Source organism: Arhodomonas sp. KWT (assembly GCF_010993615.1).
The window spans coordinates 1-11,401 of record NZ_WNXE01000092.1; the positions used below are offsets into that span (position 1 = coordinate 1).

General features: G+C 71.1%; 9 protein-coding genes. 6 read left to right on the forward strand and 3 right to left on the reverse strand.

Translation table 11 applies throughout. The features are described 5' to 3' along the window. A partial coding sequence (locus tag G7A99_RS12755; RefSeq protein WP_163140688.1) for a sodium:alanine symporter family protein occupies positions 1–1,173 on the forward strand: 1,173 nt, incomplete at its 5' end. 41 nt (positions 1,174–1,214) lie between these two features. Here the strand turns inward: G7A99_RS12755 and G7A99_RS12760 are convergent. After that, positions 1,215–1,553 carry a tRNA-binding protein gene (locus G7A99_RS12760; RefSeq protein ID WP_163140690.1) on the reverse strand — a complete coding sequence of 113 codons (339 nt, stop codon included), beginning with the start codon at positions 1,551–1,553 and terminating at the stop codon, positions 1,215–1,217. Between the two features lie 114 nt (positions 1,554–1,667). Here G7A99_RS12760 and G7A99_RS12765 point away from each other — a divergent pair, with 114 nt between their 5' ends. The 3 genes from G7A99_RS12765 to G7A99_RS25775 are packed head-to-tail and all read left to right on the forward strand — an operon-like array spanning position 1,668 to position 5,549. Further along, a complete protein-coding gene (locus tag G7A99_RS12765; protein ID WP_163140692.1) occupies positions 1,668–2,588 on the forward strand; it encodes an ABC transporter ATP-binding protein in 921 nt (306 codons plus the stop codon). A gap of 1 nt (position 2,589) precedes the next feature. Next, complete coding sequence (locus G7A99_RS12770; RefSeq protein ID WP_018717890.1) at positions 2,590–5,418, forward strand: Gldg family protein; 2,829 nt, start codon at positions 2,590–2,592, stop codon at positions 5,416–5,418. A 2-nt stretch (positions 5,419–5,420) separates the two neighbouring features. Further along, complete coding sequence (locus tag G7A99_RS25775) at positions 5,421–5,549, forward strand: hypothetical protein (protein WP_018717889.1); 129 nt, start codon at positions 5,421–5,423, stop codon at positions 5,547–5,549. A gap of 8 nt (positions 5,550–5,557) precedes the next feature. Here the strand turns inward: G7A99_RS25775 and G7A99_RS12775 are convergent, their stop codons facing one another. After that, entirely contained in the window at positions 5,558–6,181 is a 624-nt protein-coding gene (locus G7A99_RS12775) for a 2-hydroxychromene-2-carboxylate isomerase (RefSeq protein WP_163140694.1), read from the reverse strand. Positions 6,182–6,280: 99 nt separating this feature from the next. On the opposite strand from G7A99_RS12775, the gene G7A99_RS12780 reads away from it, so the two are divergent. Both G7A99_RS12780 and G7A99_RS12785 read left to right on the forward strand, forming a co-directional pair. Then, positions 6,281–7,327: a sodium:calcium antiporter gene (locus G7A99_RS12780; RefSeq protein WP_163140696.1), complete on the forward strand. Its 1,047-nt coding sequence runs from the start codon at positions 6,281–6,283 to the stop codon at positions 7,325–7,327. Positions 7,328–7,960: 633 nt separating this feature from the next. Beyond that, a complete protein-coding gene (locus tag G7A99_RS12785; protein WP_163140698.1) occupies positions 7,961–11,152 on the forward strand; it encodes an EAL domain-containing protein in 3,192 nt (1,063 codons plus the stop codon). Between the two features lie 57 nt (positions 11,153–11,209). Here the strand turns inward: G7A99_RS12785 and G7A99_RS24920 are convergent. Next, positions 11,210–11,401 (reverse strand): hypothetical protein (locus G7A99_RS24920; RefSeq protein WP_371807618.1); only part of this gene is annotated, 192 nt, incomplete at its 5' end.

The window sequence follows — 11,401 nt, forward strand, 5'->3', positions numbered from 1 at the left end:
AAGGGCGAGATCACGCCGTTCCAGGCCCTGTCCACCGCGCTGTCCGCCACCGTGGGGACCGGCAACATCGGCGGCGTCGCCACAGCGATCGCCGTCGGCGGCCCGGGCGCGGTCTTCTGGATGTGGATCACCGCGCTGGTGGGCATGGCCACGAAGTACGGCGAGGCGGTCCTGGCGGTGAAGTACCGCGAGGTCGACGAGGAGGGCCGCTACGTCGGCGGGCCCATGTACTACATCCGCAACGGCATGGGTGCGAAGTGGGGCTGGCTCGGCGCGCTGTTCGCGCTCTTCGCCATGGTCGCGGCCTTCGGCATCGGCAACACCGTGCAGTCCAACGCGGTGGCCGACGTCATGGAGGCCAATCTCTACGTGCCCACCTGGGTCACCGGGCTGGTGCTCGCGGTGCTGGTCTTCTTCGTGATCATCGGCGGCGTGCGCCGTATCGCCGGCCTCGCCGAGCGGCTGGTGCCGCTGATGGCCGTGGTCTACATACTCGGCGCCCTGGTGGTGATCGTCGTGAACATCCAGGCGGTGCCGGGAGCGCTGGCCCACATCGTCGGCGACGCCTTCACCGGCACGGCGGCCACCGGCGGCTTTGCCGGCGCGGCGGTGATGACGGCGATCCGCTTCGGTGTCGCCCGCGGCATCTTCTCCAACGAGGCCGGCCTCGGTTCGGCCCCCATCGCCCACGCCGCCGCGCGCACCAACGACCCGGTACGCCAGGGCACCGTGGCGATGCTCGGTACCTTCATCGACACCATCATCGTCTGCACCATGACGGCGCTGGTGATCGTGCTCTCCGGTGCCTGGGAGAGCGGCACCAGCGGCGCCGAGCTGACCTCGATCGCCTTCGGCGACGGCGTGCCCGGCGGCAACTGGGTGGTCACCTTCGGGCTGATCATCTTCGCGTTCACCACCATCGTGGCCTGGAGCTACTACGGCGAGCGCTGCGCCGAGTACCTCTTCGGCGTAAAGGCCATCATGCCCTACCGCTACCTCTGGGTGGTGCTGCTGTTCGTCGGCGCGGTGGCCAAGCTCGGCATCGTCTGGCTGATCGCCGACGTGCTCAACGCGCTGATGGCCATCCCCAACCTGATCGCCCTGCTCGCGCTCTCCGGGACGATCTTCGCGGTCACCCGCGACTACTTCGCCCGGGAGGAAAGCGGCCGGTAAGGGCCTTCCGTCCCGCCGGCACGGTGCCGGCGGGACGGGTCTCACAGCAGCCGCGTGCCCGTCGGCACATCGCCGTCGGGCACGCACAGCACGACCTCGCCGTCGTCGTCATGGAAACCGGTGACCAGGCACTCCGAGCGGATCGGGCCGATCTGTTTGGACGGGAAGTTAACCACCGCCACCACCTGCCGCCCGACCAGCGACTCCGGCGTGTAGTGCGCCGTGATCTGGGCACTGGACTTGCGCTGCCCGATCTCCGGGCCGAAGTCCACGTGCAGGATATAGGCGGGCCGCCGCGCCTCGGGGAACGGCTCCGCCGACACCACCCGGCCCACACGCAGCTCCACCTTCATGAAATCGTCGAACGTGATCGTCTCCATCATTCCTCCCCGTCACACTGTTGCTGAGCGCGGCCCCTTGGCGGAGTCTCCCGCGGGGGCACACTATACCCGCCGGCGGCACGCCGTGCCGTCACAACGCCACAGGGAGTCGGCATGATCGAGAGTCAGCAGCTGACCCGGCGCTACGCCGGCGTCACCGCCGTGGAGGACGTGTCCTTCCGCATCGGCCGCGGCGAGGTCGTGGGCCTGCTCGGACGCAACGGGGCGGGCAAGAGCACAGTAATGAAGATGCTTGCCGGCGCCCTCGACCCGAGCGCCGGGCAGGTGGTCATAGGCGGCCACGCGATGGACCGGCACCGGCGGGCGCTGCAGCGCCGTATCGGTTACCTGCCGGAGAACTGCCCCGTCTACCCGGAGATGAGCGTCGCCGACTATCTCGACCAGCGTGCCGCCCTCCAGGGGGTTGCACGCGGTAACCGGCCGGCGGCGCTGCGGCGCGCGCTGGCGAGCACCGACCTCGCCGGGCGCGCCGCCCAGACCATCGCCACCCTGTCCCGGGGGTATCGTCAGCGCGTGGGCGTCGCCGCCGCCATCATCCACGAGCCGGCCGTCGTGATCCTGGACGAGCCCACCAACGGCCTGGACCCCGCCCAGATCCGTGGTATGCGCACGCTCATCCGCACGCTGGCAGAAGATGCAACGGTGCTGGTGTCCACGCACATCCTCCAGGAGGTGCGCGCGGTCTGCGGCCGGGTGCTGCTGCTGCGCCGCGGCCGCGTGGCACTGGACGCCCCCCTGGACAGCCTGGACCGGCCCACGGGACTGGCGCTCACCGTCGACACCGGGGCGGAGAGGCTGCGCGCGGCGCTGGCCGGTCTCGACGGCCTCGGCGAGGTGACGCCGCTGCCGGCACCGGAGGGCCTGCACCGCTTCGCCATCGACAGCGGGACCCCCGGCGCCCTCGCCCCGGCCCTCGCCCGCCGACTGCACGAGCACGCCATTGGCCTGCACGCCATGGAACCCCGGCGCCAGGACCTGGAGGCGATGTTCGCCGAGACGGAGAACGAGGCCTGACATGCGTGGAATCCGGCAGATCTTCCGACGCGAGGCGGGGCTGCTCTTCGGGGCCTCCGCCGCCTACCTGTTCATCGGCGCGTTCCTCGCCGTCAGCCTGTTCGTGGTCTTCTGGGTCGAGGCCTTCTTCGCCCGGGGCATCGCCGACCTCCGGCCACTGTTCGAGTGGATGCCGCTGCTGCTGATCGCGCTGGTCGCCGCGGTGACCATGCGCGCGTGGAGTGAGGAGCGCCGCGCGGGGACCATGGAGGTCCTGCTCGGCACCCCGGTGGCGAGTCCGGCACTGGTCGCCGGCAAGTTCCTGGCAGCGCTGCTGCTGGTCGCCACCGCGCTGGCGCTGACCCTGCCGCTGGCGGTGACGGTGGCATGGCTCGGCCCCCTGGACCCGGGGCCGGTTATCGGCGGCTACGTCGCCACCCTGGCCCTGGCCGCCGCCTACCTCGCCATGGGGCTGTTCGTCTCGGCACGCACCGACAACCCGATGGTCGCGCTGATCGCCACCGTGCTGCTCACCGGCGGCTTCTACCTCGTCGGCAGCGACTGGCTGACCGCCCTGTTCCCCGCGCCGACCGCCGCCGCCATGCGACTGATCGGCACGGGCGCGCGGTTCGAGGCCATCAGCCGGGGCGTGCTTGACCTGCGTGACCTCTACTACTACCTCAGCCTCACCGCCACCTTCCTGGCGCTGAACGTCCTCGGCATCGAGCGGCTGCGCTGGGCCGGGGCCGGCGGTTCCCGGCGCCGGGCCGGGGCGTGGTACGCGGTCACCGCGCTGATCGCCGCCAACTGCCTGATCGCCAACGCCTGGCTGCAGCCCGTCGCCACCGCGCGGGCGGACCTCACCGCGGGGCATCGCTACACCCTCTCCGCGGCGAGCCGCGACCAGCTCGCGGGCCTCGACGGACCGCTGGTGATCCGCGGCTACTTCAGCGGCCGGACCCACCCGCTGCTCGCGCCCCTGGTTCCGCAGCTCCGCGACCTCCTCGACGAGTACGCCCGCGCCGGCGACGTGCGGGTCAGTGTCGACACCGTGGACCCGCAGACAAACGCGTCCCTCGCCCGGCGCATCCGCGAGGACTATGGCATCGAGCCGGTGTCGCTCAAGAGCGCGAATCGCTACGAGTCCTCGGTGGTGAGCGCCTACTTCCACGTGCTCGTGCGCTACGGCGGCGAGCACGTGGTCCTCGACTACCACGACCTGGTGGCGATCAAGGGCGGGCGCGGCGGCGATGTGCGCGTGACCCTGCGCAACCCGGAGTACGCACTGACCTCGGCGATCCGCAAGGTCCGACGGCGGGCCCGCCACAACGGCAATCCCTTCACCGGACTCGACGCGCCGGTCACTTTCCACGGCTATGTCTCGCCGGCGGCCGGATTGCCCGGCCCCCTGGCGACGCTGCGGGGGTCGCTCGAGGATATCCTCGCGGACCTGCGCAGGCGCTCGGACGGACGGCTGCGCGTGTCCTTCGACAATCCGCAGGCCGGCGACGGCACCCTCGCCCGCCGCCTCCGGGACGAGTACGGCTTCCGCGCGATGACCACCCGGGCCAACCGCGACAACAGCTTCTATTTCTACATGGTCCTGGAGCAGAACGGGCGCACGGTCACCGTCGACCTGCCCCGGGACCTCGAGCCCGACACCCTGCGCAAGGCGATCGAGTCCGGCATCCGGCGCTTCGACGCGCGCCAGCAGCGCACCATCGCCGTCTACCGGCCGCCCAGGGGCCTGCGCGCGCGCCTCGGTACCGGCGGGCGGACCTACCGCACCCTGCTCCAGCGCCTGGAGCAGCACGCCACGGTCGCACGCACGGACCTGCGCGACGGTCGCGTGCCCACCGGCACCGATCTGCTGCTGGTGCTCTCCCCGCGGGGCCTGGACGAACGCCAGCGCTTCGCCATCGACCAGTTCCTGATGACCGGCGGTACGGTGATCGTCGCCGGCTCGCGCCGCCCGGTACTGGTCAGCGCCAAGGACGGACTGAGCGTGCAGCCCGGCGACACCGGTCTGGCGGCGTGGCTGGCGCACAACGGCGTGTCCGTCAGCGACCGTTTCGTCCTCGACCCGCAGAGCGGCTCACTCACCCTGCCCTCGCGCCGCAACGGCGAGGTGAGCATGCGGACCATGGACTACCCCCTGTTCGTCGACGTGCGCGGCGACGGGCTCGCCGACGTGCCGGCGCTGGGCAACCTCCGACAGGTCACCATGGCCTGGAGCGCACCGGTCCACGTGGACACGGCGAAGGCCCGCGGACTCTCCGTCACACCGCTGGTACAGAGCTCCTCACGGGCATGGACCAGCGGCGAGCGCGCGCTGCTGCCGGACTACGACGCCCACCCGCTGCTCGGCTTCCCCCAGCCCCGGGACCGCGGCCGGCGCACCCTCGGGATCATGCTGCAGGGACGCTTCACCTCCGCCTTCGACGATCCTCCCGCCCCGGGGCCGGACGACAACGGCGCGGCCGGGGCCACACCGCTGATCGACCACTCACCGGCGGGCACGCGGCTGGTCGTGTTCGGCGGAAGCAATTTCCTCACCGACTCCGCACTGGACATCATGGCGCGGAGCATGGAGACCCAGTACCTGCAGCCGGTGACGATGGCGCAGAACCTGGTCGAGGCCTCGCTGGCGGACCCGGCGCTGATCGCCCTGCGCGGGCGCAACCGCTTCTCGCGGCTGCTCCGGCCGATGAGCGACGAGACCCGCCGGCTAGTGGAGTACGGCAACTACGCGGCCGCGCTGGCCGGCCTGCTGCTGGTGCTCGTCGTCCAGCGCGCCGCGGCCTGGCGCCGGCGCCGCCGCCTGCGCCGGATACTCACGGAGGAGGGATAACGATGCGCCGCCTGATCCTCGCGCTCGCCGCGCTGCTCGCCGTCCAGATCGCCGTGACCGCCGCCGTCCGGGCCACCGCCCCGACGGCGGCGACGCCGATCGCCCCGGACCCGCCCACCGACACGGAATAACGCCGGGGTCAGCCGCGGTCGGCGAGCCCGTCCGGCAAGGCCGCCACCCGCCGCATCTCCGCGGTGTCGAGCACCGCCGGCTCCGCGAGGTAGGCCAGCGCGAAATCCATGCCGTCGTTGCCCCAGAACAGCTCGTCGCCCACCGCCAGTGTGGGCACGCCGAAGACACCGCGCTCGATGGCGGCCGCGGTCTCACTCCGCAGCCGGGCACGCACGGACGCCTCGCCGGCCGCGTCCACCGACACCCCGAGCCGCTCGGCGGCCCCGGCCACGGCCGCCTCCGTGCGCGGATCGACACCGGTGGTCCAGAGGTACTCGAAGACGTGATGGACCACCCGGCGTCCGCACCCGGCGGCGACGGCCAGGCGCAGGTAGGGCACCGGGTTGAACGGGTGCGCCGCCGGGAAACGCAGCGGTATGCCGTGGGTCTGGGCGTAGCGCACGCACACCCGGTAGGTCCACAGCCGCTTGCCCGGGATCTCCGCCGGCCCCTTCTGCCCCCAGTGCGAGAGGACGGCGCCGAGCACCACCGGGTGCAGCGCCGGCTCCGAGGGCAGCGCGTCCAGGCGCTGCAGCGCGAACCAGGAGAACGGCGAGACGACATCGAAGTACCAGTCCAGTGCGGTATCCATCGGCCCCTCCCGGTTGCGGCTGTTCACGTTCGGGCGCTTTACCCCGCCCCACCGCGAGTGTAGCGTCAGCGCCGCAGCCGTGCGTCGCCACCACCGGGAGTGCCATTGACCACACTGATGCTGTGGAGCGCCGTCGCCCTGATCGCCACCGGCGTGATCTGGAAGGGCAGCGGCCTGCTGGAGCGCGCCGCCGAGCGGCTGTCCGCCTACTACGAGCTGCCGGAGATCGTCCAGGGCGCCATCGTCGTGGCCATCGGCTCGAGCTTCCCGGAGCTCTCCACCACCGTGATCGCCACGCTCGTGCACGGCGAGTTCGAGCTGGGTGTCTCCGCCATCGTCGGCTCGGCGCTGTTCAACATCCTGGTCATCCCCGCCGTCTGCGGCCTCTCGGGCCGGCACCAGCTCCACGCGAACCGCGACCTCGTCTACAAGGAGGCGCAGTTCTACATGATCGCCGTCGCGGTGCTGACCCTGAGCTTCTCCTTCGCGGTCATCTATCACCCGGTGGCAACCACCGCCGGCGCCATCAGCGGCTCGATGACGCGCGGCCTCGCGCTGATCCCCCTCGCCGTGTATGCCCTCTACGTCTTCGTGCAGTACCAAGACACCCTGGAGTACAGCTCGGAGGTGGACGCCTCGCACATCCGCCCCGGCCGCGAGTGGGCACTGCTCGGGGTGTCGCTCGCGATCACGGTCGCCGGCGTGGAGGCGCTGGTGCGGGCGGCGCTGCACTTCGGGGAGTACTTCGGCACGCCGAGCTTCCTGTGGGGCATGACCGTGGTCGCCGCCGGCACCTCCGTGCCGGACGCCTTCGTCTCCGTGCGCGCCGCCCGCGCCGGGCGCGGGGTGACCAGCATCGCCAACGTGCTCGGCAGCAACATCTTCGACCTGCTGGTGTGCATCCCCGCCGGAATCCTGCTCGGCGGCGCGGCGGTGATCAATTTCTCCGTCGCCGCGCCGCTGATGGGCCTGCTGACCGGGGCGACGGTGCTGCTGTTCCTGCTCATGCGTACCCGCATGGTCTTGAGCCGCCACGAGTCGGTGGCCCTGCTCGGGGCCTACACCGCCCTGCTGGTCTGGATCACGCTGGAGAGTTTCGGCACGATCGACCTGGTACCAAGCCTGCCCCCGGCGGCGCCGGCCTGACCCTCACAGCCAGGGGGGGCGCCGCGGACGCGATAAACAGCCCAACGAGCCCGGCAGGCAACACCGTGGAGGCCGGGCCGAGCCCCGTCGTCCGCGATTTGCACGGCGCTCGGCGGACACCGTCGCTGAGCGGCGGCGGCGACGGGATGCCCGACGGGCATCCGGCCCTCGCGGCCCGGGCCGCCCGCCGCGGCGGGCGCTGCCCCCCGGCGAGGGCGAGGCGGTCACCGAGGCCCTGCCACCACCCGGCCTCTTTCCCCGCTGGACCACCACAGCCGGCGGGCCTACCCTGTCCGCTGCGGGTGGGGGCAACCCGCGGAGATACTCCGCAAGGCACGGGGATGCCGCTGGTTCGGCAACGGCGTGTCGCACGACACTAAAATCCGCCCGGAGATATTGTCGTGTGCCAGTGCGCCGGACCGGTTCGGGGCAGGACGCGTTCGCGCCAGCGTGGCGGGACTCACGTCAGGCGGACCACTCCGACGCTCCCCGTGGGACAGCGCACCGCCGGGGCCGCGTTGCCCGCCACTCCCGTAGCCTGGCTACACCGCGCGACCCGCGCCGTGCCGCGCCGGCACACAGCCCGGCTGACGCAGGACGACACCTTCGAGAAGATGGGTTAAAGGCGCTGCGGTGCACACAACACGACACAATCGATTCCCCTGGCGCTTCGCCGCGGTGATTGCCGGTGGCTATCTCGTCTTCGGGCTGCTGTGGATACTGATATCGGACCGGCTGCTGGCTCTCATAGCGCCCGGCGAGGCCGTCCTGTTGGAGTGGCAGACGTACAAGGGCATGGCGTTCGTGGTGCTGAGCGCGGTGGTCATCGCCGCATTGGCGCTGGCCGAAGCACGCCGTGCACGCCGGGTGGACGTCTTCTGGCACGGAATCATCGACGGCGCCCGGGAGGGCTTCTGGCTGGTCGACGCCAACGGCCGCACCGTCGAGGTCAACCGCACCCTGGCCGAACGGCTGGGCTACGCCCGCGAGACAATGCAGGGACGCCTGCCGTTCGAGTTCGCCGACACCGCCAGCCGGGCCGATTTCCAGCGCCAGGTGGGTCACGACGGCATCCCGGGCCTGCGGCACCGGGATGCCGCACCACGCCGCTACGAGGTCACGCTGCTGACCCGCGACGGCGAACGCGTGCCGTCACTGTTCCATGCCACCAGCCTGTACGACGAGCATGACCACCTGAACAGCTCCTACGCGTTCGTCACCGACCTGACCGAGCTGCGTACCCGAGAGCGTGAGCTCGAACTCACCCGGTATGCGCTGGAGCACAGCTTCGATGCCATCCTGCGGGTCGCGCCCGACGCCCGGATCATCGACGCCAACCAAGCCGCCTGCACCATGTTCGGCTACCCCCGCGACGAGCTTCTCACTCTGGGGGTTCCGGACATCAACACAGAGTTCACGCCGGAGAACTGGGCTGTGCACTGGGCGGAGGTCCGCGACCAGGGGAGCATGCGGATCGAGACGCGCAACCTCGCCCGGGACGGCACGACCCGGCCGGTGGAGGTGGGCATCAGCATGCTCACCTACAACGGCGAGACCTTCATGATCTCCGTGATCCGGGACCTCACCGAACGCAAACGGGGCGAGGCCCAGTTGCGGCGCACCAACCGCGCACTGCGCTCGCTGAGCCGGGCCAACACCGCGCTGATCCACGCCGGGGACGTGGACGGCCTGCTGACCGGCGTGTGCCGGGCGCTGACCGACACCGGCGGCGGCTATCCGCTGGCCTGGGTCGGATGGATCACGGAGGACGACAGCCGCAACGTGCGCGCGGTCGCATCCTCCGGCGAGGGTGCGGGCTATCTCCAGGCCATCCGCGTGAGCTGGGCCGAGGACGACCCCCACGGCCAGGGCCCCGCCGGCAACGCCATCCGCACCGGCGAGATCCAGCGCGTCAACGATATTGAGCAGGACCCCGGCTTCCGGCCCTGGCGCGAGGCGGCAAGGTCCCACGGCCTGCGTGCCCTCATCACCGTGCCGATCCTCCTCGATGAGCATCCCCGCGGCGTGCTCAGCGTCTACGCGGACATGACCAACGCATTCGGCGACGCCGAGGCGAACCTGCTGCGCGAGCTCGCCGACGACATCGCCTTCGGCGTGGAGGCGTTGCGCATCCGGGCCGAACACGAGCGCCAGCTCTCCGAGCTGCGCCTCGCCGCCACGGTATTCGAGCACAGCGCCGAGGGCATCGTGGTCACCGACCCGCAGCAGCGCATCGTCGCGGTGAACCAGGCCTTCACCCGGATCACCGGCTACCCGGAATCCGAGGCCCTCGGCGAGACGCCGACCCTCCTGCACTCCGGCGTTCAGGACGACGGGTTCTACCGCAACATGTGGAGCGAGCTTACCGCTCGCGGCGTCTGGCAGGGACAGATCTGGAATCGCCGCCGCAACGGCGAGACCTATCCGGAGTGGCTCACGATCACGGAAGTGCGCGGCGATGACGGCACCCTGGAGAACTATGTCGCGGTATTCGCCGACATCACCGAGGCCCACCAGGCGCAGGAGGAACTGACCTACCGTACCTACCACGACCACCTGACCGGCCTGCCGAACCGTGCCTTCTTCCGCGAGCGCCTGGAGCACGCGCTGGCCACCACGAGCCGCCGTGGCCGGACGCTCGCCGTGGTCCTGCTGGACCTGGAGGGCTTCGGCGCAATCAACGACAGCCTGGGACCGGAGGCCGGCGACACCGTGCTGCGGCAGGCCGCGGAACGGCTCGGCGCCCACCTGGACGCCGACGACACCCTGTCGCGGCCCGGCGGCGACGAGTTCTGGATACTCCTGGAGACCCTCGGCCCGCGCCATCAGGCCGACCACCAGCTCCAGCGACTGATCGACGCCCTCGCCGACCCGCTCACCGTGTCCGGCCAGACCCTGCGTCTGGCGGCGAGCGTGGGCGTCGCACTCGCCCCCACGGACGGCAGGACCACCGACGAGCTGCTGACCCGCGCGGCCACCGCCCTGCACCGGGCGCAGCAGTCCGGACGCGGGCGCATCGAGTACTTCCAGGCCGATATGCACGAGCAGGTCCAGCGCCGCGTCCGGCTGGAGGAGGCCCTCAAGGTCGCCATCGACGCCGGCGAGCTGCGGCTGTGGTATCAGCCCCAGGTCGACCTCGACAGCGGGGAGACGGTAGCCGTGGAGGCGCTGGTGCGCTGGCAGCACCCGGAATGGGGACTCGTTCCGCCAGCGGAGTTCATCCCCCTCGCGGAGGAGACCGGACTGGTGGTACCGCTGGGGGAGTGGGTTCTCCACCAGGCCATCGCCCAGTGCGCCGAGTGGCGGCACCGCGGATTGCCGTTACAGCGGATCGGCGTAAACGTCGCCGCCGCCCAGCTCCAGGCCGCGGACTGGCCCGACCGGGTCGCCGCCGCTCTCGACCATGGCGGCCTGGCCCCGGAGAACCTGGAGCTGGAGATCACGGAGCAGGGCTTTCTGGCGGACGTCGGTGCGACGATGGCCAATATCGACCGTCTCGTCGACATGGGCATCCGGCTCGCCATCGACGACTTCGGCACGGGCTACAGCTCGCTCGCCTACCTCAAACGCGTCCGTGCACGCACCCTCAAGATCGACAAGGCGTTTATCCGCGGGCTGCCCGACGACGAGCACGACCGCTCCATCGTCAAGGCGATCCTCGCGGTGGCGCAGGCCATGGACATGGACGTGCTTCCGGAGGGGGTGGAGACGACGGCGCAGGCAGAATGGCTCCATGCCCACGGCGTGCACCGCGTCCAGGGCTTCCTCTACGGCCGGCCCCAGCCCGCCGGGGCGCTGGAAGACAGCCTGGCGACGCGCCACTGAGCCCCGTATGGACCGAGCGGGTCATCAGTACCGCCCCCGAAACCAGGGCCGGCCCGATCAGTACCCCGGCTCGGTCTCGAGGATCCGCTTCGCGAGCGCGGCGGCATCGTCCACCACCCGGTCGACATCCGCGGGGCTGTCCGCGAACGCGAGTATGTAGGCGGTCAGCGGTGGCGTGCGTAACACGCGGCACAGATCCTCCACCTTGACCACCGTAGGCTGCTTGCGCCCCCGCTCGAGCTCGCTGAT

What these genes read in the sequence shown, in the direction of transcription:
- G7A99_RS12760 (WP_163140690.1), bottom strand. Translation starts at nt 1,553, where the DNA reads ATGGAGACGATCACGTTCGACGATTTCATGAAGGTGGAGCTGCGTGTG.
- G7A99_RS12765 (WP_163140692.1), top strand. Translation starts at nt 1,668, where the DNA reads ATGATCGAGAGTCAGCAGCTGACCCGGCGCTACGCCGGCGTCACCGCC.
- G7A99_RS12770 (WP_018717890.1), top strand. Translation starts at nt 2,590, where the DNA reads ATGCGTGGAATCCGGCAGATCTTCCGACGCGAGGCGGGGCTGCTCTTC.
- G7A99_RS25775 (WP_018717889.1), top strand. Translation starts at nt 5,421, where the DNA reads ATGCGCCGCCTGATCCTCGCGCTCGCCGCGCTGCTCGCCGTCCAGATC.
- G7A99_RS12775 (WP_163140694.1), bottom strand. Translation starts at nt 6,181, where the DNA reads ATGGATACCGCACTGGACTGGTACTTCGATGTCGTCTCGCCGTTCTCC.